The organism is Pseudomonas sp. B1-22, from assembly GCF_050474425.1.
Lineage (GTDB): Bacteria > Pseudomonadota > Gammaproteobacteria > Pseudomonadales > Pseudomonadaceae > Pseudomonas.
Genome location: NZ_JBCHVH010000003.1, coordinates 428097 through 451053 on the forward strand (window position 1 = coordinate 428097; position 22957 = coordinate 451053).

Below are 22957 nucleotides of genomic sequence, written 5' to 3' on the forward strand. Positions count from 1 at the left end.
TTTATACGTGAGTAGGTTGGCCGTGGAGTCACGTGTGTCTCGCTTCGCTGATCGCGTGCTGGGTATCGGCATCGTCTGGTTGATCTTCGGAATGGCGATCGCTCCGAGCCAGAAGCTGTACTTTCAGCTCCTGATCCCTCTGCTCTATCTTCCGGCGCTGTACCTGATCGCTTCCAGAGGCCAGGATCTCTGGCAGCTTCTGCGCGAAAGCCCCGAGTTCAAGCTATTCACGCTATTGTTTCTCTGGGCGGCGGTCTCGATGTCCTGGAGTGTGGGTATCGATGTTGATCGTGAGAGCCGGCGATTGCTGTTCATCCTGCTGTTTGTCGCTGGCGGGGCGCTGTGGAGTAGGAGAGACCCGGCACGTGTGGTGCGTACTCTCCTGATTGGGGGCTGCGCGCTGGCCGTTTGCGCCTTCCTGGCGATGGCCCTTTGGCCCTGGCGCACGCCAGTCTTCTGGGGTCGGATGACGGCATTCTGTGCTCTGAACCATCCGATTTTCGCCGGGTATGCGATGGGCGCAGCGGCTGTCTGGCTGCTCAGTTGCATGCCGGCCGGGCGGCTCGGCAAGGGGCTCTGGCTGGCAGCGATCGTGATCCTGGCGTTGTTCGTCGTGCTCACCTGGAGTCGCGGCGCGATCTTCGCGCTGGTGGTCTGCCTGGTGCTCATGCCTCTGCTGAACCGGCATTGGCTTTCCAAGTGGATATCCCTGGCTACCATCGTCGGCGCGCTCGTCGTCGTCATCGGATTCCACGACCATCTGCTTGAACGCGGGGTTTCCTACCGGCCGGAGATATTCAAGGGCGCTTTGGCAAAGATTGCCGAGCACCCCTGGCTGGGCGTCGGCAAGGGGACGGACTACAGTCTTGTCGCCGCGGGTCGGGTCTGGCCCCATAGCCACAACCTGTTCACCCACATCGGTATCGAGCTGGGAGTGGGCGCGCTGCTGGTGCTGCTGACTCTATGGGCATTAATCCTTGTGCGCGGCTGGCGTAACCGGCATGCGCCGCTGGGACAGGCCCTGATCGGACTCTGGTTTTTCTCCACCATCGCCCTGCAATTCGACGGGGCGAGGCTGTGGGACGCACCTGGTCCGTTCTGGCTGCTGACCTGGCTGCCGCTGGTGCTCTGCTTGACGTTGAGCGGCGCTTCTGCGGCGCCGCGCAAACTTGCCTGACTAGACGTCCTGGTGCAGGAGTTGCGTCAGGCTGTCGGGCTCCCACAAGGTCGGTGAGCCCTGCACGTACTGCCTAACGAAAGCCGCGCCATCATCGCCCAGTAGCCAGTCGCGGTCCTGGGCGTAGCGCAGCAGGTGGCGAAAATTGCGCTGCCGCTGCTGCTTGCCGAGTGGGCGCGCCTGGGTTCGCATGTCGGAGATGTCGATCAGGCCGAGCGTGCCCTCTGGCGTCTCGACGACATTGCCCAGGTGCAGCGAGCGGAAGTAGATCCCGTTGTTGTGCATTGCCGAGATGAGCGCGCCCAGATCGCCGCGCAGCGTCGGCTTGTCCTGGTCGCTGGCAATCAGCTGGCGCAGTGTCTGCCCTGGTAGCGGCTGGTAGTGCACGACGTCGCGCTCGATGCTGGGAACGCGATAGACACCAATGATTTCCGGGCATGGAACACCGCGCCGGCGCAAGGTGCGTGCATTGTCTGCGAAGCGTTGCGCGTAAGGGTAGAACAGCGCGGAAGAGATCAGGCGTTTACGGCGAAACAGTTTGAGAAAGTTGCCATCGGCCAGGCGCAGTACCTTGTCACCGAATCTGTCAGCCTCAAGCACGGAGGCTCCTTGGCGCAGGTCTTCATAGGTGGCGTGGTCGAGTGCTTGCATGACGGATTCCAGAGCGAGAGCGGGTAATAGTATCCCAAAGCGATAAGCGGCGAACCTCGCGCGGACGTGTCTGCCATTTTGAGGGCATCGAAGCCCATTGTCAGAAGAGCATCCGACCTGTACCGGCTGCCAGGATGGTTCTTTCACGGCGGCTGCGTGCCATTGATGCTGGCACCAAGCTGAGTTCTCGGTCGATATGCTAAAGGCGGCGGCCTAGTGGTAAACCCCGGTAGTGGTAATATGCGCCACTTGTTTATGTGTCGAGAACGTGATGAGCGACATCGCCGAAAAGGGCTCCCAACCTTCGAGCCTGAAGATCTACTTCCGACTGCTCTCCTACGTGCGCCCGTACGTGGGGATGTTCCTGCTCAGCATCGTCGGTTTCCTGATCTTTGCCGCTACCCAGCCCATGCTGGCGGGCATCCTCAAGTATTTCGTCGACGGCCTGGCCCATCCGGACGCCAAGCTGTTCCCCACGGCCCCCTGGGCCTGGTTGCGCGACCTGCAACTGCTGTACGCCGTGCCGCTGCTGGTGGTGGCGATCGCGGTCTGGCAGGGCGTCGGCTCGTTCCTGGGCAACTACTTCATCGCCAAGGTCTCCCTGGGCCTGGTGCAGGACCTGCGCATCGCGCTGTTCAACAACCTGTTGACCCTGCCCAACCGCTATTTCGACAGCCACAACTCCGGGCACCTGATCTCGCGCATCACCTTCAACGTGACCATGGTCACCGGTGCCGCCACCGATGCCATCAAGGTGGTGATCCGCGAAGGCATGACCGTGGTCTTCCTGTTCCTCTCGCTGCTGTACATGAACTGGAAGCTGACCCTGGTGATGCTGGCGATCCTGCCGGTCATCGCCTTGATGGTGACCAGTGCCAGCCGCAAGTTCCGCAAGCAGAGCAAGAAGATCCAGGTGGCCATGGGCGATGTGACCCATGTTTCCTCCGAGACCATCCAGGGTTACCGCGTGGTTCGCAGTTTCGGTGGCGAGGCTTATGAGCGCCAGCGTTTCCAGAACGTGACGGACGAGAACACCAGCAAGAACCTGCGCATGAACAAGACCTCGGCGATCTATACGCCGATGCTGCAACTGGTGATCTACAGCGCCATGGCCGTGCTGCTGTACCTGGTGCTGCTGCTGCGTGGCGACGCCACCGTCGGCGACCTGGTGGCCTACATCTCCATGGCCGGCCTGCTGCCCAAGCCGATCCGCCAGCTCTCCGAGGTCAGCTCGACCATCCAGAAGGGCGTGGCCGGCGCCGAGAGTATCTTCGAGCAGCTCGACGAAGCGCCCGAGGTGGACATTGGCACCGTCGAGCGCGAACGCGTGAGCGGTCGCCTGGAGGTGAAGAACCTCAGTTTCACCTACCCGGGCACCGAGAAGCAGGTGCTCAAGGATCTGAACTTCAGCGTCGAGCCGGGCCAGATGGTGGCGCTGGTCGGCCGCTCCGGCAGCGGCAAATCGACCCTGGCCAACCTGATACCGCGCTTCTACGACCACAGCGACGGGCAGATCCTGCTCGATGGCGTGGACGTCGAAGACTACAAGCTGACCAACCTGCGCCGGCACATCTCGCTGGTGACCCAGCAGGTCAACCTGTTCAACGACAGCGTGCTGAACAACATTGCCTACGGCGACCTGGCCAGCAAGCCGCGTGAGGCAGTGGAGAGGGCCGCCGACGATGCCTTCGCCCGCGAGTTCATCGACCGCCTGCCCGAGGGCTTCGACACCGAGGTCGGCGAGAACGGCGTGATGCTCTCCGGCGGCCAGCGCCAGCGCCTGGCGATTGCCCGCGCGCTGCTCAAGGACGCCCCGGTGCTGATCCTCGACGAGGCCACCTCGGCGCTGGACACTGAGTCCGAGCGGCACATCCAGGCCGCCCTGGAGAAGGTTATGGAAGGCCGCACCACCCTGGTGATCGCCCACCGCCTGAGCACCATCGAGGCGGCGGACCTGATCCTGGTGATGGACCAGGGACACATCGTCGAACGTGGCAGTCACGACCAGCTGATCGCGCAGAACGGGTACTACGCTCGCCTGCACGCGCGGCAGTTCGCTGACGACCCGGTCGAGGCAGGCTCTGGCGCCGAGCAGTCAGTGTGACGTTGCTGACATGCTGAACCGACTGCGCCTTTTCCGCGAACGCGGCTGGACGCCCATCGCGGCGGCCGACTACGCCGCTGCCTGGCACACCTTCGGCGGCAGCGTCGCCACCCACCCGGATGTGGTCGAGCGCCTGGCCGCGCTGGCGGGCATCCCGGTGCGCTACCTCGGCTGGTTCGAGGGCGACGAGCTGCGCGCCGCCGTACCGACCTGGGGGCACAACCTGGCGCTGTCCAAGGACGTGCTCAAGCGCGAGGGCAAGAAGGCCCTGTTCGACCTGGGCAATGCCGAGATCATCCTGCCCATCGCCGAAGGCGCGCGCATCGAGTTGCGGCACAAGGTGCGCTACCTCTCCGAGCTGAACCGCGAGCAGGTCAGCGATGCCCGCGAGCAACCCGAGCAGTTGGCGATGAACCGAGCGCCGGCGGATTTCTCGAAGAAATTCCGCTACAACCAGCGCCGCGAACAGCGCCTGCTGGAAGAGGCGGGCGGCGTGCTGCAACCCATGAGCGAACTTAGCCCCGAGGAGCAGGCGCGGATCTATGCCGACCTGTTCCAGCGCCGCTGGGAGTTCGAAGTGCCGGGCAAGGCGCGGCTCGTCGAAGTATTCAGCCTGATGCGTGAATTCATGCGTGGCTCCCTGGTGCGCCTGGACGGCGAGCCGGTGGCGATCCAGATTCTCTACCGGGTCGAGGCGCCGAAGTGGATCAGCGTCGAATACATCAATGGCGGCGTGGCGCCGGAAAATCGCGACTTCAGCCCCGGCAGCGTGCTCAGCTTCGTCAACACGCAGGAGGCCTGGGCCGACGCCGAGGCGGCGGGCAAACCATTGCGCTATTCCTTCGGCCGTGCCGACCGCGAATACAAGGATCGCTGGTGCCACCGCGTGCCGGTGTTCCAGGTCTGACTTCAGGCTCTTCGTAGGAGCGAGCCTGCTCGCGAACCAATCCCGCTGCGGAGGTTGTTCGCGAGCAAGCCCGCTCCTACAGTTCGCGCACGGCGTCCTGGCCTGTGCGTAGGAGCGGACTCCGTCCGCAATTGGCTCTAACGGAGATCGACCATGAGCGCCCGCAAGCAGCAACTGCTCAAACAGCACCGCCGCAAGAAGCGTGTGGTCCTGCTCATTGCCCTGCTGGCGCTGATCCTGCTCGGCGTCTTCGCGCCCTGGTGGAGCGTGCCGCTGGCGGTGATCCTCGGCTGGGTCGCCCACGAAGCCTGGTTCGCCGACCACCTGTTCTATTCGCCGCGCGACGACTACCGCTACGACTTCCCGCAAGGCTCCGTGGCCTTGCCGGTATCCCTTGGTCCGCATGGTCTGCATATCGCCGATGGCGCATTGCCGGTGGACGCGGAGACCCTGGTGCTGGAGGTCGAGGTCAAGGCGTCGCTGCTTGGCCGCTGGCTCGACCCCCAGGTGCTCATCGAGGGCGCTGAACATGACCGCCAGGACTTCGAGCGCGGCGTGAGCGGTAAGCGCTATATCAACCTGTCCGGCCAGGGCGACGCCCTGCGCGCCGGCCATCTGCGCGTCCATGGCCGCCATTGCCGCCTAGGGCAACAGGGCGTCCTGCACGCCTTCCACAACCCCGATTACGCCCGCCAGCGCTTGCTGATCATCGCACCCCACGCGGATGACGCCGAACTGGCCGCCTTCGGCCAGTACAGCCGTTGCCAGGATGTCTGGATCGTCACCCTGACCCAGGGCGAAATCGAGGCCGAGCACTACCAGCGCCTGGGCCTGGACAAGGCCGCCGCCGCCCGCCTGAAGGGCCGCCTGCGCACCTGGGACAGCATCGCCGCGCCGCTCTGGGGCGGAATCCCGGCCGAGCGCTGCGTGCAGCTGGGCTACTACTGCCTGCAACTGCCGGCGATGGCCGCCGAGCCGAGCCAGGCCTTCGGCTCGCGCGAGTCCGGCGAAAGCGATGTGCGCAGCGCGCGCGGCTTCAATTCGCTACCGTTGCCGGCCGACCGTGACGGCGCGCCGACCTGGCTGAACCTGGTGGCCGACCTGACCACGCTGATCGAATACGTCCGCCCTGAGGTCATCCTCACCGCCCACCCGGAACTGGACCCCCACGCCGACCACGTCCACGCCACCCGTGCGACGCTGGAGGCCATCGGGCGCAGCAGCTGGAAGCCGCAGACCCTGCTGCTCTATGCCAACCACCTGCACGACAACGACCGCTGGCCCATGGGCCCGGCCGACGGCGGCATCGCCCTGCCGCCTTGTATCGAGGCATTGCCGGCCGACCCGCTGTGGAGCCCGGCGCTGGATGCCGCGACCCGCATCGACAAGGCTCAGGCCCTGGCCCTGCAGCACGACCTGCAGACCCCGCTCACCGGCAAGAAACGCCTGCGCCGGCTGATCCAGCGCCTGCTCGCCGGGCGCCAGTGGCCGGCCACCGGCGACGACGAGTTCTTCCGCAAGGCGGTGCGCCGCCACGAGCTGTTCTGGGTGCGCAAAGTCGACTGACCGGCCGGTGCCCGGCGCAAGTCGCAGCGGGCGGCTATGGTATTATCCGCGGCGATTTCGACCTGCGGAGTTCCCATGAAACTGACCATGCCCCGATTCGATCAGGCCCCCGTGCTGGTGGTAGGCGACGTGATGCTCGACCGCTACTGGCACGGCGCGACCTCGCGCATCTCGCCCGAGGCGCCGGTGCCCGTGGTGCGGGTCGAGCAGCATGAGGACCGTCCCGGTGGCGCCGCCAACGTCGCGCTGAACCTCGCCGCCCTCGGCGCCCCGGCTTTCCTGGTTGGCGTCACCGGCGTCGACGAGGCCGCCGACAGCCTGAGCGATAGCCTGCAGGCGGTGGGTGTGACCACCCGTTTCCAGCGCATCGCCGGCCAGCCGACCATCGTCAAGCTGCGGGTCATGAGCCGCCACCAGCAACTGCTGCGCGTGGACTTTGAAGAAGCCTTCCGCACCGACGCCGTGGCCCTGTCCGCCGACGTCGAGGCGCTGCTGGACAACGTCCGCGTGCTGGTGCTCTCCGACTACGGCAAGGGCGCGCTGAAGAACCACCAGCAACTGATCCAGGCCGCCCGCCAGCGCGGCATCCCGGTGCTGGCCGACCCCAAGGGCAAGGACTTCGCCATCTACCGTGGCGCCAGCCTGATCACCCCGAACCTCTCCGAATTCGAAGCCATCGTCGGTCGCTGCACCGACGAAGCCGACCTGGTCGCCAAGGGCCAGCAGCTGATGACAGAGCTGGAACTCGGCGCGCTGCTGGTGACCCGTGGCGAACACGGCATGACCCTGCTGCGTCCGGGCCACAACGCCCTGCACCTGCCGGCCCGTGCCCGCGAAGTGTTCGACGTCACCGGCGCCGGTGACACCGTGATTTCCACCCTGGCCGGCGCCATCGCTGCCGGCGAGGAGCTGCCGCAGGCCGTGGCCCTGGCCAACCTGGCTGCCGGCATCGTCGTCGGCAAGCTCGGTACCGCCGCCATCAGCGCCCCGGAACTGCGCCGCGCCGTGCAGCGCGAGCAGGGCTCCGAGCGTGGCGTGCTGAGCCTCGACCAGCTGCTGCTGGCCATCGAGGACGCCCGCGCCCACGGTGAGAAGATCGTCTTCACCAACGGCTGCTTCGATATCCTCCACGCCGGCCACGTGACCTACCTGGAACAGGCGCGCGCCCAGGGCGATCGCCTGATCGTCGCTACCAACGACGACGCCTCGGTGAACCGCCTGAAAGGCCCGGGCCGCCCGATCAACAGCGTCGACCGCCGCATGGCCGTTCTCGCCGGCCTCGGCGCGGTGGACTGGGTGGTCAGCTTCGCCGAAGACACCCCCGAGCACCTGCTCACCGAAGTCCGCCCGGACGTGCTGGTGAAGGGCGGCGACTACGGTGTCGAGCAGGTGGTCGGCGCCGACATCGTCAGAGCCTACGGCGGCGAAGTCCGCGTGCTGGGGCTGGTGGAAAACAGCTCCACCACCGCCATCGTCGAAAAGATTCGCCACCAGGGCTGACTCTTCGTTCCTGCGGATTCCCCTCACCCTAGCCCTCTCCCAGGGGGAGAGGGAACCGTCCGGTGCAGGATGAAACCATGACCTCAGCCGGCACAATCTGCTCCCTCTCCTGAGGGAGAGGGCTGGGGTGAGGGGGAAGCCCAGGCACATTCTCTCCGGTTGTCCGCACTGACCGCTCTGCCAGTGACCGGCGGCAAAGCGGTCATGGTCCCTGTGGCATTTTGCAGCGCATGATCGGGTCATCCACCCTCCGCGGAGCGAGATGCCATGACCACCGACGTGCAGGGCCGCGCCCTGGCCGTGCTCAACCGTGTCGCCCAGGCCGACTGGCCGGACCGACTCAAGCTGCGCAAACCCTTCGAGCGACTGCTCTACAGCAGCAGCCGCACCGGCTTCCGGCTGGCCAGCGAGCGCGCCGCCAAGCAACCCAAGACCCCGCGCAAGGCCGACCCGGATGGGCTGTTCGACCTGTCCCTGTCCGACGAGCAGCAGATGCTGGTGGAGATGCTCGAAGGCTTCGCCGCCGAGGTGCTGCGCCCGGCCGCCCATGAGGCCGACGCCAGTGCCAACCTGAGCCTGGAGCTTTTGGCCCAGGCGCAGGAGCTGGGCCTGACCCATTACGGCGTCAGCGAAGTGCACGGCGGCATGGCCGGCGAACGCACCGTCGTGACCAATGCGCTGATCGCCGAATCCCTCGCCCGTGGCGACCTGAGCCTGGCCGCTGCGCTGCTGGTGCCGCTGTCGGCGGCCAACTGCATTCGCCGCTGGGCCTCCTCGGAACAGCAGGCGCGCTGGCTGCCGGCCTTCGTCGGAGAAGAAGCTGCGCCGCTGATCGCCATCGCGGTGAGCGAGCCGCAGTTGATGGCCGATCCGCTGCGCCTGTCCACCAAGGCGCGCAAGCGCGGTTCGAGCTACACACTGTCCGGTGAGAAGTGCCTGGTGGTGCGCGGCGTGGATGCGCAGAAATTGATCGTCGCGGCGGAGGCCGGCGATGGCCCGGCGCTGTTCCTCGTCGACGCCCGCGCCAAGGGCGTGGAAGTACGCGCCGAACCGGCCATGGGCCTGAAGGCCACTGGTACCGCGCGGGTTCGTTTCAAGAGTGTGAAGGTCCCGGCCGAGCAGAAGCTGGCGGCAGAGCGCTTCGACTACCAGGCCTTCCTCGATTACACCGCGCTGGCCTGGTGCGCGCTGGCGGTGGGTACCGGCCAGGCCGCGCTGGATTACGTGATCACCTACTGCAACGAGCGCGAGGCCTTCGGCGAGCCGATCAGCCATCGCCAGGGCGTGGCCTTCATGATCGCGGACATCGCCGTCGAACTGGACGCCATGCGCCTGATGGTCTGGCGCGCTTGCGCGCTGGCCGAGCGCGGTCAGGCGTTCCACCGCGAGGCCTACCTGGCGAAGCTGCTCTGCGCCGAGAAGGCGATGAAGATCGGCACCGACGCGGTGCAACTGCTGGGCGGCCACGGTTTCACCCAGGAACACCCGGCCGAGCGCTGGTACCGCGACCTGCGCGCCGTCAGCCTGATAGCTGGCGGGCTGCATCTCTAAGGAGTTTTCCATGTACCTCGAGACGCCGAAGAAATTCCGCACCCTGCAGAACCAGGCCCGCCAGGTGGCGGAGAACTACCTGCGGCCGATTTCGCGCAAGTACGACAAGGCCGAGCATGCCTATCCCAAGGAGCTGGACCTGCTGGCCGCGCTGCTGGACGGCATGAACGCCGGCTCGCCGGATGCCGTGGGCGCCACCTCCGCCAGCAAACGCAAGGCCGGCATGGAAGAGGGCGTGAAGAACGGCGGCAACCTCTCCGCCTGCCTGGGCGTGATGGAAATGTGCTGGGGCGACACCGGCCTGCTGCTGGCCATGCCGCGCCAGGGGCTGGGTAACGCCGCCATCGCCGCGGTGGCCAACGAGGAGCAACTCAAGCGCTTCGCCGGCACCTGGGCGGCCATGGCCATCACCGAGCCGGGCTGCGGCTCGGACTCGGCGGCGATCCGCACCACTGCCACCCGCGAGGGCGATCACTATGTGCTCAACGGCGAGAAGATCTTCGTCACCTCCGGCGCCCGCGCCGACGCGGTGGTGGTCTGGGCGACCCTGGACAAGAGCCTGGGCCGCGCGGCGATCAAGTCCTTCGTGGTGGAGAAGGGCACGCCGGGCATGACCGTCACCCGCCTGGAGAAGAAGCTCGGCATCAAGGCCTCGGACACCGCATCCATCAGCTTCAGCGACTGCCGCGTGCCGGCGGCCAACCTGCTGGGCAATGCCGAGATCGACGTGCAGAAAGGTTTTGCCGGGGTGATGGAAACCTTCGACAACACCCGCCCGCTGGTGGCCGCCATGGCCATCGGCGTGGCCAAGGCTTCGCTGGATCGCACCCGCGAGCTGCTGAAGAAGGCCGGCTGCCGCTTCGATTATCGCCAGCCGCTGCTCAGTGCCAGTCATGCCGAAGCCACGCTGTATCGCCTGGAAGCCGAATGGGAAGCGGCACGCCTGCTGACCCTGAAGGCCGCCTGGATGGCCGACAACCGCCTGCCCAACTCCAAGGAGGCGTCCATCGCCAAGGCCAAGGCCGGGCGGGTGGCCAACGAGGTGACGCTCAAGTGTGTCGAGCTGGCGGGAGCGCTGGGCTACGGGGAGGAGGAGCTGCTGGAGAAGTGGGCGCGGGATTCGAAGATCCTCGACATCTTCGAGGGCACCCAGCAGATCCAGTTGCTGATCGTGGCGCGGCGGCTGCTGGGCAAGAGTTCGAGTCAGTTGAAGTGAGCGGTCTTCGGCCGCTCATCGCGGGCGTGGCCCGCTCCTACGGGTGAGACCGGTTTTGTAGGAGCGGGCCATGCCCGCGAACCGGCCGTCAGGCCGGCGGGTTCACGTCGGGGGAGTCAGGCCGTGCGCCGCCCGCTGCCGGCATTGCCGGCGGCGGGCGGCCACTGCTCCATCCAGTCGCGGAAACGGACGCGCTCGTCGCGCACCAGCCAGCCATCCTGCTCGGCAAAGCTCTCCGACAGCCAGACGCCGCGGGTGCTCGCCTTGCACAGTTCGCCCTTGCTCAGGGTGTAGAGCTCGCCGGTCGGCTGGCCATGGTCCAGCGGCAGCAGGTAAAGGTCCGGGCGCCGACGGTCCAGGCGAGCCACCAGCGGGCCGCTTTCGAGTTTTTCGTCGACGTGGAACAGGCTGACGTCACGGGCGTCCCGGGGCAGCTCCATGCGCAGGTCATAGACCAGCTGCAGCGAGGCGGTCGGCAGATGCACGTAGGCCTGCGGGCGCTCCAGCAGGCGCAGGGCGCCGGCCTGCACCGGGCGCGAGGCGCCGGACAGCGGGGTCAGGGAGAAGTGGCTGTCTTCGCGGTAGTGCAGGGTGCCTTCATAGGGCGTTGGCAGCCAGGTGTCGCCGAAGCGCCCGCCGAGCCAGCCGTCGGCGGTCTCCACCAGGCATTCCTCGGCCACTTCCTGGATCGCGGTGAGCAGTGGCAGGTTCAGCTCATGGGCCGGCACATAGCCGGAAATCAGCTTGAGCACGGTGTCGCCGCGGTCCAGACGGCGCTGGCGCACCAGCAGCCAGTGGTCGCGGCCCTGGAAGTTCAGGGTCAGGCGCACCGAGACGCCGAGGTTGGCGAGCTCGGCGACGAAGTGTTCGTTGTCGCCGAGCTGGATGGCACGGCGGCGCTCCAGCACCTGGGCGAAGTTCAGGGGCTTGCCCAGAGTCTGGTAGGTGAGCCCGTCCTTGCCGGCTTCCACCAGCAGGGGCAGGGTCTTGAAGGCGGTCGGGTCCTTGCGGGCGAGCGTACGGGGCATGTGGGCTCCTTCTCGTACAGGGCGCCGCCGCGCGTGCCTGGCAAGGCCGCGCCGACAGCAACACTGACCGTCTGCGGGGACGGTCCGGCCGATCGATTTCGGGGTCGCTACAGTCCAGACAGCCTGACGCCGATCCTGGCGCCATCGAAAATCCAGAGGATTTCCGAGATTTTCCCTGAAAGGCTGGATGATTCCGAGGTTATTGCGCGGGGATCACTGGATGACGACAGTTTCCATGTCCCCGGTTTTCACCGGGGAATCTGAGCATGGCACAGGAATGGGTAATCCACATGACCGCCGATCAGTGGTCGAGGACCTCGGCGGCGATGCTCACGTTGTGCGCGAGGTGCAGCGGATTGATGGTACCGACGATGGCGCCGGCCACGCCCGGATGCCCCAGCACCAGCTCGAAGCTGGCGCGTACCGGGTCGACGCCGGGGGCGAGGGCGGCGTGGCCGCTGGCCAGGGCCTTCTTGATCAGGATGCCGCGACCCATGGCCTGGGCACGGTCGATCACGGCCTTTTCCGCCTGCTCCCTGAGATTGTAGGTGACCATCGCGCAGTCGCCGCGCTCCAGGGCCAGCAGGCCGCCATCGACGGTCTTGCCGGAGAAGCCGAAGCCGCGGATCAGGCCTTCTTTCTTGAGACGCTCCAGGGTTGCATAGACCTCGGTGCCCTGCAGGATGTCCAGGTCGTTGCCGTCCGAGTGCACCAGCACCAGGTCGATGTAGTCGGTTTCCAGGCGCCTGAGGCTGCGCTCCACGGAGCGGCGCGTGTGGGCGGCGCTGAAGTCGAAGTGCGACTGGCCGGCGTCGAATTCCTCGCCGGTCTTGCTGACGATCACCCACGCATCGCGCTGGCCGCGCAGCAGCGGACCGAGGCGCTCCTCGCTGCGGCCGTAGGCCGGCGCGGTGTCGATCAGGTTGATGCCCAGGTCGCGGGCCAGTGCGATCAGGTCGGCGGCCTCGCGGTCATCGGGGATGCGGAAGCCTTCGGGATACTTCACGCCCTGGTCGCGGCCCAGTTTCACGGTGCCCAGGCCCAGCGGCGAAATGGAGAGGCCAGTGCTGCCCAGTGGGCGGTGCAGGTGGTGGAGGGTTTTCATCCGAGCAGCTCCTCCCAGACCGGGCGGGCCATGGGCGGACGCGGCAGCTCGGGCAGAGCGGCGCTGGCTTGCGGGCGGATGCCGCTCTTTTCCAGGGATTCCAGTACGCGATCGGCGAAGTTCGGCGCCAGGGCCAGCTTTGTCGGCCAGCCGACCAGCAGCGCGCCGTCTTCGGCGAGGAAGGCACTGTCCGGGCGGAGCAGGTTGTTCTGCGAGGGCTCGGCGCGGTCCACGCGCAAGGTGGCCCAGCGCGCGGCGGAGAGGTCGATCCAGGGCACCAGCTTGTGCAGTTCACGCTGCGCCTCGGCGATCTGTTCGGCCTCGTTGCGCGCCACGCCGCCGGCTTCGGCAATATCGCCGCCCAGGTACCAGACCCAGTCGCCGTTGCTCAGGGGATGGGTGGTGACGGTGACGCGCGGCTTGGGGCCGCCGCCGACACAATGGGCATACAAGGGTTTCAGCGTCGGCGCGGTGACCAGCACCATGTGCAGCGGGCGGCGCTGCATCTCCGGACGCTCCACGCCCAGTTCGCGCAGCAGGGCCTCGTTGCCGGCGCCGGCACTGAGCACCACGCGCTGGGCGCGGATCTCGCGGCCATCCACGCGCAGGCCGGCCAGTTGACCACCCTCGCGCAGTGCTTCGATGCGCTCGCCGGCCAACAGGCTGTCGCCGGCCAGCTCAGCGAGGCGGGCGATCAGGCTGGGCACGTCCAGCACCAGTTCGGTGAGGCGGTAGGCCTTGCCCTTGAAGGCTTTGTCCTGCAGCGCGGGCGGCAGTTCCGCGCCTTTCACCTGGGCGACACGGCTGCGTACCGCCTTGCTGGCGAAGAAGCTGGTGAGGTTGCCGGCCAAGCCGCCGGGCGACCAGAGGTAGTGGGCATCGGAGAGCACGCGCACGCCGCGCAGGTCCACTTCGCCGGTGCCAGCCAGGCAGTCGCGCCAGAGCGCCGGCATGTCGGCGATGGCTTCGGATGCGCCGGTCAGCGCGCCGTGCAGGGCGTACTTGGTGCCGCCATGGATGATCCCTTGCGAGCGCATGCTCTGCACGCCGCCCAGCGCGGTGTTCTCCACCAGCACGGTGGAGAAGCCGGCGCGCCGCAGGCGGGCATTGAGCCAGAGACCGGCGATGCCGCCGCCGACGATGAGGATGTCGGTGCTCAGGGATTCGGACATGAAAGCGCCTCGAGGGGAAAACGAAGGGCGCAGTATAACCTTCTCGGCCTGACTGCTGATCGCGCGAGCTAGAGCCAGGCTAGGCGGAAGGGGATGAGGCCGCGGAGTTGACTGCAGTCAATGAGCAGGCCGAATTCACTTCCAACGCCGCCTGGCCGACGCGCAGCCGATCAGTACCTAGTGGCCGGCGGTGCGGGAGAACAGCTGGATGACCACCACGCCGCTGACGATCATGCCCATGCCGAGAATGGCCGGGGTGTCGAGCTTCTGCTGGTAGAGCACCAGGGCGGCAATGCTGACCAGCACGATGCCCAGGCCGGCCCAGATGGCGTAGGCGATGCCCACCGGGATGCTGCGCACCACGATCGTCAGCATCCAGAAGGAGATGGCGTAGCCGACGATGACCAGCAGCAGCGGCAGGGGAGTGGACAGGCCCTTCACCGACTTCAGCGAGGCGGTGGCGATGACTTCGGCGACGATGGCGATGGCGAGGTAGAGATAGCCGGGCATGACAGGTCCTCCCCGGAAGCGACGCGCCGCGGTGTGCGGCGCGTGGGTTGCGTTCGGTCTGGTGGGCATTCTAGTCATCTGGATGATGGGATAAAGTCATTACCTATCTTGATTGGAGATAGGCTGGGGAGGGGGCATGCAGTGGAATCTGGACCAGTTGCGGCTTTTCGTCAGCGCTGCCGATCAATCGTCCTTCTCGGCGGCGGCACGTCAGCTCAAGCGCGTGCAGTCGGCGGTGAGCTCGTCCATCGCCCTGCTGGAAAGCGACCTGGGGGTAACCCTGTTCGACCGCAGCAGCGGCCGCCAGCCGGTGCTGACCGCCGAGGGCAGGGCGCTGCTGGATGAGGCGCGGGAGGTGCTGCGCCAGTGCGAACGTCTGGAAAGCCGCGCGCTGGCGCTGGTGCGCGGCACCGAGCCGTTGCTGCGCCTGGCGCAGGACGAGGCGATGCCCTACCAGCCGGTGCTCTCGGGCCTTCAGGCGCTGGCGCGGGAATTTCCCTCGCTAGAAGTGCAGCTGGCCAGCGGCGCCCAGGGCGACGTGGCGCGCAAGCTGCTGGAGCGTCGCGCTGACCTTGGCCTGCTGTTCCACCATGAGGGCATGCCGGCGGCGCTGGAGCGCCAGCGCCTGGGCACCATCGAAATGGTCACGGTATGCGGTGCCGGGCATGAGCTGGCGAAGCTGGACTACGCGGATCGACGGGAGCTGGCGCGGCATCGCCAATTGCTGATGGCCCCGCAGGACAGCCATTACCCCGGCGGCGAGCAGATCAGCCCGCTGGTGTGGCGTGCCGACAGTTTCTACGCCATGGCCGAACTGCTGATGCGCGACCTGGGCTGGGCCTGGCTGCCGACTCACGTGGCGCAGTACCCGGCCTATCAGCCGCTGCTGGTGGAGCTGGCCAGCGACTGGACGCCGCCGCCGCTGGTGGTGGAACTGGTCTGGCGCCGCGACGAGCCGCTGGGGCCGGCGGCGCAGTGGTTGGGCGAGTGTTTCGCCGAACACCTCGCGTTGCCCGTATGACGAGCTTGTCGTAGGAGCGGACTCCGTCCGCGATGATGCCCGCGCGCGCCGATGGCCAATCGCGGACGGAGTCCGCTCCTACAAAGTCAAAAGCCGCTCCCATGGGGGTGCCTGTGCAGCGGCAGGCCGCTGGAATTTGCTACTCTCCGCCGCCATGAACCGGACCCTCTATACCCTGCTGTTCCACCTGGGCCTGCCGCTGGTCGCGCTGCGCCTGTTCCTGCGTTCGCGCAAGGCGCCGGCCTATGCCCAGCGCGTCGGCGAGCGCTTCGCCCTCGGCCTGCCGGCGCTCAAGCCCGGCGGCATCTGGGTGCACGCGGTGTCGGTGGGCGAGAGCATCGCCGCCGCGCCGATGATCCGCGCGCTGATGCAGCGCCATCCCGATCTGCCGATCACCGTCACCTGCATGACGCCCACCGGCTCCGAGCGCATCCGCGCACTGTTCGGCGACCAGGTACAGCACTGCTATCTGCCCTACGACCTGCCCTGGGCGGCGGCGCGCTTCCTCGACCGTGCGCGGCCGGTGCTGGGCGTGATCATGGAAACCGAGCTGTGGCCGAACCACATCCACCAGTGCGCCAAGCGCGGCATTCCGGTGGCGCTGGCCAATGCGCGATTGTCCGAGCGCTCGGCGCGGGGCTATGCGCGCTTCGGCGGGCTGACCCGGCCGATGCTCGAAGAGATGAGTTGGATTGCCGTGCAGACCGAGGCCGAGGCCGAACGCTTCCGCCAGCTGGGTGCGCGTCCGGACTGCGTGAGCGTCACCGGCTCGATCAAGTTCGACCTGACCATCGATCCGGAACTGCTGGCCCGTGCCAATGAGCTGCGCGGCCAGTGGCAGGCGCAGCAGCGGCCGGTCTGGATCGCCGCCAGCACCCATGCCGGTGAGGACGAGATCGTCCTTGCCGCCCATCGCCAGTTGCTGGAGAGGCACCCGGACGCGCTGCTGATCCTGGTGCCGCGTCACCCGGAGCGCTTCAACCCGATGTTCGAGCTGTGCACCCGCGAAGGATTCCGCACCCTGCGGCGCTCCACCGGCGCGCTGGTCACGGCGGACACCCAGGTGCTGCTCGGCGACACCATGGGTGAGCTGCTGTTCCTCTATGCGCTGGCCGATGTCGCCTTCGTCGGCGGCAGCCTGGTGCCCAACGGCGGACACAACCTGCTGGAGCCGGCGGCGCTGGGCAAGCCGGTGCTGTCCGGGCCGCACCTGTTCAACTTCCTGGAGATCGCCGCGCAGCTGCGTGACGTCGGTGCGCTGCGTGAGGTGGCGGATGCGCCTTCGCTGGCGGTGGCCGTGGCGGCGTTGTGGGATGAGCCGGTTTCTGCCGAGCGCATGGCGGAGGCGGGATTGGGCGTGATGAAGGCCAACCAGGGGGCGTTGGGGCGGTTGCTCGATGGGTTGGGGCGGTTGATCAACGGCTGATCGGGCTTCGGCGTGGGCGGGTTTCCCTCACCCTAGCCCTCTCCCAGGGGGAGAGGGGACCGTAAGGTGTGAAGCGTGCGACCAAGTTAGCTGGATACTGTGTCTTTCAAAAAAGCGTGCAGGCAGGCGCCGGGGCCTGGCGTCTGCGCCGATCTGCTCCCTCTCCCGCCGGCAGAGGGCTGGGGTGAGGGGCGGCGCGCGTCCCCGAACTTCCTGGTACCTCGGCTGTTGTAGGAGCGAGCTTGCTCGCGAACGCTCTTCCGGCAGCATCGGCATCAGGCAGGTTCGCGAGCAAGCTCGCTCCTACAGGTATCCGTCTACGCCGCATCAGAACGTCGGCGGCGTAATCACCCAGATCACCACCGCATCCACATCCCCCGGATTGCCGTAGCGGTGCGGCTCCTGGCTGGAATAGCTGAAGCTGTCGCCTTCGCTGAGCAGGAAATGCCGCTCGCCCACCCACAGCTCGAAGGTGCCGCTGAGCAGGTAGCCGGCTTCCTCGCCGTCGTGGCTGTAGCTCTGCTGGCTGTAAGTGCCCGGCGGGAAGCGCGAGTGGAGGATTTCCAGCTGGCGGCTGGGCTGCGGGCTGAGCAGTTCGTCGACGATGCCGTCCTCGTAATGCACGCTGGTGCGGGCGTTGCGCCGCACCACGTAGCCGGCATCGGCCGGGTCGACCTGCACTTCGCTGGCGAAGAACCACTGGATGGTCACGCCCAGGCTGCGGGCGATGTTGAACAGCGCGGGAATCGACGGGTAGGCCAGGTTGCGTTCGAGCTGGCTGATGTAGCCGGCGGTCAGCCCGCTCTGCTCGGCCAGCTCCGCCAGGGTCATGCCGCGCCGCTTGCGGAGGCCGCGGATGCGGGTGCCGAGGAACTGCGCTTCGGCGTTGGCGGGTGCTTCCTGCGGGGCTTTCTGGCTCATGCGGCGAGGGTCCTGGCGATGGTCGTCGTGGGGCATTCTAAACAATGCGCCGGAGCTGTGGACCGCCGGTTTGCCATCTGACGCCGGAATTGACCTGTAGGAGCGGGCCATGCCCGCGATCGCGCGCATGGCGCGCTCCTACAGGAGGCACTCAGATCGCCCAACCTGCCTTGAGCCCCTCGTAGATCGCTTCCTCCGCCGTGCGCGGCGCCAGGCAGTCACCGATGCGGCGCACTTCGGCGAGATCGGCGATCTCGTCGGCCAGCTCGTCCACCGGCTGGTGGCCCTGGCACAGGACCAGGGTGTCGATGCCTTCCACCAGCATCGGCTCGCCGCTGGCGCTGTGCTGCAGGTAGACGGTGCTGTCGTCGACGCCGTACAGGCGGGCGTAGGTGGTGATGGCGATGCCCAGGCGGTGCAGCTCGCCAGCCAGGTGGTCGCGCACGTAGAGCGGCAGGTTCTCGCCGACGTGGGTGCCGTTCACCGCCAGTTGTACCTGGTGACCCTCGCGCACCAGGCGCTCGGCGATGCCGGGGGCGATCCAGTCGGCGCGCCAGTCGGTGACCAGCACCGAGCGGCCGATCTTCACTTCGCCACGCAGCACCTGCCAGGCGTCGACCACCTGCAGGTCGCCGGCCTCTTCGTAAGGCGGGCGATAGGGCTTGGCGCCGGTGGCGACTATCACCACGTCAGGGCGCTCCTGCTCGACCAGTGCGCGGTCGACGCGGGTGTTGCGGCGTACTTCGACGCCGGCCAGCTGCATCTCGCGCTGCAGGTTGGTGGAGGCGCCGCCGAACTCGGCGCGACGCGGCAGCAGCTGGGCGAGGTTGACCTGTCCGCCGAGCTGGCCACTGGCTTCGCAGAGGGTGACCTCATGGCCGCGCTGGGCCGCCACGGCAGCTGCCTTCATCCCGGCCGGCCCGCCGCCGACCACCAGCACGCGCTTGCGCTGGGCGGCCATCTGGCGTTCGGCGTAGATCAGCTCGCGGCCGGTTTCCGGGTGCTGGATGCAGGAGATCGGGTAGCCCCGGTGGAAGTGGCCGATGCACGCCTGGTTGCAGGCGATGCAGGCGCGCACGTCCTCGACGTGGCCGCTTTCGGTCTTGCTCGGCATCTGCGGGTCGCAGATCAGCGCGCGGGTCATGCCGCAGACGTCGGCCTGGCCGCGGGCGACGATCAGCTCGGCTTCCTGCGGCTGGTTGATGCGCCCGGTGACGAACAGCGGGATCTCCAGGCTGCGCTTGAAAGTGCCGGCCTCGTTGGCCAGGTAGGCCGCTTCGACGGCCATCGGCGGCACGATGTGGATGGCGCCGCCGAGGGAGGCCGAGGTGCCGGCGACGATGTGCACGTAGTCCAGCTCGTTCTGCAGGGACTTCACTGCCTGCAGCGATTCGTCCTCGGTGAGGCCTTCCGGGTCGCGCTCGTCGGCGGAGATGCGCAGGCCGATGATGAAGTTTTCGTCGGTGGCGGCACGCACGGCGGCGATCACTTCGCGGGTGAAGCGCAGGCGCGCGTCGAGGTCGCCGTTGTAGCCGTCGCTGCGGCGGTTCACCCGCGGGTTGAGGAACTGTGCGGGCAGGTAGCCGTGGCTGGCCACCACTTCCACGCCGTCGATGCCGGCGGCGTGCAGGCGGCGCGCGGCGTTGGCGTAGCCCTCGATGATCTCGTCGATCATCGCCTGGCTCAGCTCGCGGGGCATCACGCGGAAGCGCTCGTTCGGCGAGGCGGAGGCGGAGTAGGCCACGGCCAGCAGGCCATCGCTGGACTCCATGATCTCGCGGCCGGGGTGGAACACCTGGGACAGCACCACGGTGCCCTCGGCATGGCACGCCTCGGCGATGCGCCGGTAGCCGGGAATGCAGGCGTCGTCGGTGGCCATCAGCACGTGGGAGGTGTAGCGGGCGCTGTCGTGTACGCCGGCGACCTGCAGCACGATCAGGCCGACGCCGCCCTTGGCGCGGGCGGTGTGGTAGGCCACCAGCTGGTCGTTGACCAGGTTGTCGGTGGGCATCGAGGTGTCGTGCCCGGTGGACATGATGCGGTTCTTCAGCGTCTTGCCGCGAATGCTCAAGGGGCTGAACAGGTGGGGGAACTGGCTCATCGGGCAACTCCGGATTCTTGTTGTTGTGCGGTTGGCGGATCAGGCGTTGCGCACCTGCCAATCCACCGGATAGAGGGCGTAGAACACGCAGGCTTTCTCGCCTTCATAGGCCAGCGGGGTACGTTCGGGTACCCAGATCACGTCGCCCGGCGCGGCGTCGATCACGCGGTCGGCCAGGCGCAGGCGAAAGTGGCCTTCGAGTACCACGATCAGTTCGTCGTAGAGCACCGTCCATTCGATGGAGACGCCATCGAAGCGCGCCAGGCCCGCACCCATGGTCTGGCTGTCGGTCGGGCCGATCAGGCGGCAGATGGCGGCGCTGTCGACCGGTTCGCCAGCATAGGACTGGAACTGCAGGGCGGACTGCTGGAAGTGGCGGACCTCGGACACGGGGGTTCTCCTGAAGTCGGGATAGGTCATCTAAGCTGAGCCTATGGAAATTTACCGCCAGTAAAAAATCAACTTGTTTTTTTAAAAGTGACTGGGTAGTTTCATTCCCGGCCCGGTCTTTCGGGCTCAACCGCGACGTGCTCCACAACAACTACAAGAGGAGAGGCGCATGAACCGTCCCGCACGGTCCCCCCTCGCTTTGCGGGCTTGTCCGCAGGCCACCGTTCCACCTCTGCCCGTTGTTCCGGCGCGCCCATCCAGCGTGCGCGTGGCGCTTTGCGCTGCGCCCGTGACCTCCTATGACATGGGGTATGCTCAATGACTTTCCGCAAGAACGCTGTGCATTCGTTGCTGCTCGCCCTCGGACTCTGCTGCGCCGCTGCCCAGGCCAACGAGAACATGGTGGTGGTCGGCTATGGCGGCGCCGGCCAGAAGGCCCAGGATGCGGCCTTCTTCCAGCCTTTCAGCAAGCAGTCCGGGGTCGGGGTGACCCAGAGCGAGTACAACGGGGAAATGGCCCGCATCAAGGTGATGGCCGACACCGGCCACGCCGACTGGGACGTGGTGCAGATCGAGGGCCCTGACCTGGCTCGCGGCTGCGACGAAGGATTGTTCGTGCCGCTGGACTGGCAGCAGATTGGCGGCAAGGACCAGCTGATCCCCAATGCCGCCAAGGACTGCGGTTCCGCCGCGCTGGTCTGGGGTGTGGCAATCGCCTATGACGCCGACAAGCTGAAGCCGGCGCCGCAGTCCTGGACCGACTTCTGGGACGTGAAGAAATTCCCCGGCAAGCGCGGCCTGCGCAAGCGCGCCATCTACAACCTGGAATTTGCCCTGATGGCCGACGGAGTGAAACCGGCCGATGTGTACAAGGAGCTGGGCACCAAGGCCGGCGTCGACCGCGCCTTCGCCAAGCTCGACCAGATCAAGCCCTACGTGCAGTGGTGGGAAGCCGGCGCGCAACCCGCGCAGTGGCTGGCTGCCGGTGACGTGGTGATGACCACCACCTACACCGGGCGCATCGCCGATGCCTTCAAGGGCGGGCGCAATCTGCAGCTGGTCTGGCCGGGCAGCCTGTACGGCATGGACTACTGGGCGATCATCAAGGGCTCGCAGCATGTCGACGCGGCCAAGCGTTTCATCGCTTTTGCCAACCAGTCCGATGCCCAGGTGGATTATGTGAAGCACATCCCCTATGGTCCGACCAACAAGCAGGCCGCCGAGCGGTTGCCGTCGGACCTGGCCGGCTGGGTGCCGACCTCGCCGCAGAACCTGCCCCAGGGGCTGGCGATGGACGATGAGTTCTGGGTTGACCATGGCGAGGAGCTGGAAGAGCGCTTCAACGCCTGGGCCGCCCAGTGAGCGTGACGCCGGGGAAGCGATTCCCCGGCGTTTCTCCATGAGAAGAGAGCCGTGTGAGGAGGAAAGCACCATGACGTCGATGTCGGCGCAGGCCGTGAGCCGCGCCACCTGTCCGCCGGAGGAGTGGAAACTGCGCGAGGAGCTGGCGGCCTGTTACCGGCTGATCGCCCACTTCCGCATGAGCGACCTGATCTTCACCCACATCTCGGTGCGCATCCCCGGCCCCGAGCACCAATTCCTGATCAACCCCTATGGGCTGATGTTCGACGAGATCACCGCGTCGAGCCTGGTGAAGATCGACCTTTCCGGCAACCCGGTGGAACCGACGCCGTACAAGGTCAACCCGGCCGGCTTCGTCATCCACAGCGCCATCCACGGCGCCCGCGAGGATGCGCAGTGCGTGCTGCACACCCACACCCGCGCCGGTTGCGCGGTGGCCGCGCAGGCCTGCGGGCTGCTGCCGCTGAACCAGATGTCCATGGAGTTCTATGGGCGGCTCGGTTATCACGAATACGAGGGCATCGCCCTGTCAATGGACGAGCAGGAGCGCCTGGTGCGCGACCTGGGCAACGACCACATCGGCCTGATGCTGCGCAACCATGGGCTGCTTACTGTGGGCCGGACCGTGCAGCAGGCGTTCCTGCGCATGTACTACTTGGAGAAGGCCTGCGACATCCAGCTGGCGGCGCAGGCCGGCGGCGAGCTGGTGATTCCGTCGGAGGAGGTCTGCCGCTATACCGAGCAGCAGTTCAACGCGCCGCAGCGGCCGCTGGCCGAGGGCGAGCTGAGCGATCCGGATGGCAATGACCTGGCTTGGGGGGCGCTGCTGCGGATGCTGGATCGGGTGGCGCCGGGGTATCGGGACTGAGGCCCGGCGAAGTTCCGGCGTTGACGTTGAGCGATCGCGGACGGAGTCCGCTCCTACACCCGACCCGAGCGTAGGAGCGGACTCCGTCCGCGATGCTTTTCGTCCGTGTTTCAGCGCCGCTTCGGCGTGGGCTGAGGGATTTTGTTTCGCCCCCTCGGGCGAGTTACTTTCTCAAACGACAGAAAGTAACCAAAGGTCTTGCCCCATCATCCGGCCCCGGCTTCGCCGGGGTTCCCTCGCTCCATCGGAGTTTCAGGGGCCCGCGTCGACGGGCCATCCCTGGCCCGACGACGCTCTCGCGGCATCCATGCCGCTCAACCCCTGAAACTCCGATTCCACTCGGCCTCCTGAAGGGGCGCTCCGGCGCTCGCGGATGTTTCG

At 67.0% G+C, this 22957-nt stretch carries 19 protein-coding genes; 11 read left to right on the top strand and 8 right to left on the bottom strand.

Features of this window, described 5'->3' with window-relative positions:
- Positions 1-34: 34 nt before the first annotated feature.
- Positions 35-1177 carry an O-antigen ligase family protein gene (locus ACQ5BL_RS13895; protein ID WP_243804318.1) on the top strand — a complete coding sequence of 381 codons (1143 nt, stop codon included), beginning with the start codon at positions 35-37 and terminating at the stop codon, positions 1175-1177.
- Here ACQ5BL_RS13895 and ACQ5BL_RS13900 read toward each other — a convergent pair whose 3' ends face one another.
- On the bottom strand, positions 1178-1828 hold the full coding sequence (locus tag ACQ5BL_RS13900) for a lipopolysaccharide kinase InaA family protein (RefSeq protein WP_243804320.1): 651 nt from the start codon (positions 1826-1828) through the stop codon (positions 1178-1180).
- Positions 1829-2099: 271 nt separating this feature from the next.
- Here ACQ5BL_RS13900 and msbA point away from each other — a divergent pair, with 271 nt between their 5' ends.
- The 6 genes from msbA to ACQ5BL_RS13930 all read left to right on the top strand — a co-directional run bounded on the left by msbA (position 2100) and on the right by ACQ5BL_RS13930 (position 10672).
- Positions 2100-3932 (top strand): lipid A export permease/ATP-binding protein MsbA, encoded by a 1833-nt coding sequence (msbA, locus tag ACQ5BL_RS13905; RefSeq protein WP_243804322.1) that lies wholly within the window; start codon positions 2100-2102, stop codon positions 3930-3932.
- A 10-nt stretch (positions 3933-3942) separates the two neighbouring features.
- Positions 3943-4839: a GNAT family N-acetyltransferase gene (locus tag ACQ5BL_RS13910; RefSeq protein ID WP_243804324.1), complete on the top strand. Its 897-nt coding sequence runs from the start codon at positions 3943-3945 to the stop codon at positions 4837-4839.
- A gap of 153 nt (positions 4840-4992) precedes the next feature.
- Positions 4993-6405: a PIG-L deacetylase family protein gene (locus tag ACQ5BL_RS13915; RefSeq protein WP_243804326.1), complete on the top strand. Its 1413-nt coding sequence runs from the start codon at positions 4993-4995 to the stop codon at positions 6403-6405.
- Positions 6406-6480: 75 nt separating this feature from the next.
- Entirely contained in the window at positions 6481-7905 is a 1425-nt protein-coding gene (gene hldE, locus ACQ5BL_RS13920; RefSeq protein ID WP_243804328.1) for a bifunctional D-glycero-beta-D-manno-heptose-7-phosphate kinase/D-glycero-beta-D-manno-heptose 1-phosphate adenylyltransferase HldE, read from the top strand.
- A 267-nt stretch (positions 7906-8172) separates the two neighbouring features.
- Positions 8173-9456: an acyl-CoA dehydrogenase family protein gene (locus tag ACQ5BL_RS13925; RefSeq protein WP_243804330.1), complete on the top strand. Its 1284-nt coding sequence runs from the start codon at positions 8173-8175 to the stop codon at positions 9454-9456.
- A 10-nt stretch (positions 9457-9466) separates the two neighbouring features.
- Positions 9467-10672 (top strand): acyl-CoA dehydrogenase family protein, encoded by a 1206-nt coding sequence (locus ACQ5BL_RS13930; RefSeq protein ID WP_243804332.1) that lies wholly within the window; start codon positions 9467-9469, stop codon positions 10670-10672.
- 116 nt (positions 10673-10788) lie between these two features.
- Here the strand turns inward: ACQ5BL_RS13930 and ACQ5BL_RS13935 are convergent, their stop codons facing one another.
- The 4 genes from ACQ5BL_RS13935 to ACQ5BL_RS13950 all read right to left on the bottom strand — a co-directional run bounded on the left by ACQ5BL_RS13935 (position 10789) and on the right by ACQ5BL_RS13950 (position 14487).
- The gene (locus ACQ5BL_RS13935) at positions 10789-11700 is read right to left on the bottom strand and encodes a metal ABC transporter ATPase (protein ID WP_243804334.1); all 912 of its coding nucleotides are present in this window, start codon (positions 11698-11700) and stop codon (positions 10789-10791) included.
- 301 nt (positions 11701-12001) lie between these two features.
- Positions 12002-12805, bottom strand: coding sequence for an aldo/keto reductase (locus ACQ5BL_RS13940; protein WP_243804336.1), 804 nt, complete (start codon positions 12803-12805; stop codon positions 12002-12004).
- Positions 12802-13977, bottom strand: coding sequence for an NAD(P)/FAD-dependent oxidoreductase (locus tag ACQ5BL_RS13945; RefSeq protein ID WP_243804338.1), 1176 nt, complete (start codon positions 13975-13977; stop codon positions 12802-12804). The genes ACQ5BL_RS13940 and ACQ5BL_RS13945 overlap by 4 nt, the downstream gene beginning before the upstream one ends.
- Before the next feature lie 177 nt (positions 13978-14154).
- Positions 14155-14487, bottom strand: a complete 333-nt coding sequence (locus ACQ5BL_RS13950; protein ID WP_207882235.1) for a DMT family transporter — start codon at positions 14485-14487, stop codon at positions 14155-14157.
- A gap of 136 nt (positions 14488-14623) precedes the next feature.
- On the opposite strand from ACQ5BL_RS13950, the gene ACQ5BL_RS13955 reads away from it, so the two are divergent.
- Positions 14624-15508 carry a LysR family transcriptional regulator gene (locus ACQ5BL_RS13955; protein ID WP_243804341.1) on the top strand — a complete coding sequence of 295 codons (885 nt, stop codon included), beginning with the start codon at positions 14624-14626 and terminating at the stop codon, positions 15506-15508.
- Between the two features lie 154 nt (positions 15509-15662).
- Positions 15663-16934, top strand: coding sequence for a lipid IV(A) 3-deoxy-D-manno-octulosonic acid transferase (gene waaA, locus ACQ5BL_RS13960; RefSeq protein WP_243804344.1), 1272 nt, complete (start codon positions 15663-15665; stop codon positions 16932-16934).
- Between the two features lie 327 nt (positions 16935-17261).
- Here waaA and ACQ5BL_RS13965 read toward each other — a convergent pair whose 3' ends face one another.
- From ACQ5BL_RS13965 to ACQ5BL_RS13975, 3 genes are all read right to left on the bottom strand, one after another.
- Entirely contained in the window at positions 17262-17855 is a 594-nt protein-coding gene (locus tag ACQ5BL_RS13965) for a helix-turn-helix domain-containing protein (RefSeq protein WP_207882239.1), read from the bottom strand.
- A gap of 151 nt (positions 17856-18006) precedes the next feature.
- A complete protein-coding gene (locus ACQ5BL_RS13970; protein WP_430293170.1) occupies positions 18007-19956 on the bottom strand; it encodes an FAD-dependent oxidoreductase in 1950 nt (649 codons plus the stop codon).
- A 39-nt stretch (positions 19957-19995) separates the two neighbouring features.
- Positions 19996-20346, bottom strand: coding sequence for an AraC family ligand binding domain-containing protein (locus tag ACQ5BL_RS13975; RefSeq protein WP_243804348.1), 351 nt, complete (start codon positions 20344-20346; stop codon positions 19996-19998).
- 318 nt (positions 20347-20664) lie between these two features.
- Between ACQ5BL_RS13975 and ACQ5BL_RS13980 the strand changes: the two genes are divergently transcribed.
- On the top strand, positions 20665-21708 hold the full coding sequence (locus tag ACQ5BL_RS13980) for an ABC transporter substrate-binding protein (RefSeq protein WP_243804351.1): 1044 nt from the start codon (positions 20665-20667) through the stop codon (positions 21706-21708).
- A 70-nt stretch (positions 21709-21778) separates the two neighbouring features.
- Positions 21779-22576 carry a class II aldolase/adducin family protein gene (locus ACQ5BL_RS13985; protein WP_243804353.1) on the top strand — a complete coding sequence of 266 codons (798 nt, stop codon included), beginning with the start codon at positions 21779-21781 and terminating at the stop codon, positions 22574-22576.
- Positions 22577-22957 lie beyond the last annotated feature (381 nt).

Bases quoted from the DNA above. Each gene is read 5' to 3' on its own strand.
- ACQ5BL_RS13900 (WP_243804320.1), bottom strand. From the start codon at position 1,828: ATGCAAGCACTCGACCACGCCACCTATGAAGACCTGCGCCAAGGAGCC.
- msbA (WP_243804322.1), top strand. From the start codon at position 2,100: ATGAGCGACATCGCCGAAAAGGGCTCCCAACCTTCGAGCCTGAAGATC.
- ACQ5BL_RS13910 (WP_243804324.1), top strand. From the start codon at position 3,943: ATGCTGAACCGACTGCGCCTTTTCCGCGAACGCGGCTGGACGCCCATC.
- ACQ5BL_RS13915 (WP_243804326.1), top strand. From the start codon at position 4,993: ATGAGCGCCCGCAAGCAGCAACTGCTCAAACAGCACCGCCGCAAGAAG.
- hldE (WP_243804328.1), top strand. From the start codon at position 6,481: ATGAAACTGACCATGCCCCGATTCGATCAGGCCCCCGTGCTGGTGGTA.
- ACQ5BL_RS13925 (WP_243804330.1), top strand. From the start codon at position 8,173: ATGACCACCGACGTGCAGGGCCGCGCCCTGGCCGTGCTCAACCGTGTC.
- ACQ5BL_RS13930 (WP_243804332.1), top strand. From the start codon at position 9,467: ATGTACCTCGAGACGCCGAAGAAATTCCGCACCCTGCAGAACCAGGCC.
- ACQ5BL_RS13935 (WP_243804334.1), bottom strand. From the start codon at position 11,700: ATGCCCCGTACGCTCGCCCGCAAGGACCCGACCGCCTTCAAGACCCTG.
- ACQ5BL_RS13940 (WP_243804336.1), bottom strand. From the start codon at position 12,805: ATGAAAACCCTCCACCACCTGCACCGCCCACTGGGCAGCACTGGCCTC.
- ACQ5BL_RS13945 (WP_243804338.1), bottom strand. From the start codon at position 13,977: ATGTCCGAATCCCTGAGCACCGACATCCTCATCGTCGGCGGCGGCATC.
- ACQ5BL_RS13950 (WP_207882235.1), bottom strand. From the start codon at position 14,487: ATGCCCGGCTATCTCTACCTCGCCATCGCCATCGTCGCCGAAGTCATC.
- ACQ5BL_RS13955 (WP_243804341.1), top strand. From the start codon at position 14,624: ATGCAGTGGAATCTGGACCAGTTGCGGCTTTTCGTCAGCGCTGCCGAT.
- waaA (WP_243804344.1), top strand. From the start codon at position 15,663: ATGAACCGGACCCTCTATACCCTGCTGTTCCACCTGGGCCTGCCGCTG.
- ACQ5BL_RS13965 (WP_207882239.1), bottom strand. From the start codon at position 17,855: ATGAGCCAGAAAGCCCCGCAGGAAGCACCCGCCAACGCCGAAGCGCAG.
- ACQ5BL_RS13970 (WP_430293170.1), bottom strand. From the start codon at position 19,956: ATGAGCCAGTTCCCCCACCTGTTCAGCCCCTTGAGCATTCGCGGCAAG.
- ACQ5BL_RS13980 (WP_243804351.1), top strand. From the start codon at position 20,665: ATGACTTTCCGCAAGAACGCTGTGCATTCGTTGCTGCTCGCCCTCGGA.
- ACQ5BL_RS13985 (WP_243804353.1), top strand. From the start codon at position 21,779: ATGACGTCGATGTCGGCGCAGGCCGTGAGCCGCGCCACCTGTCCGCCG.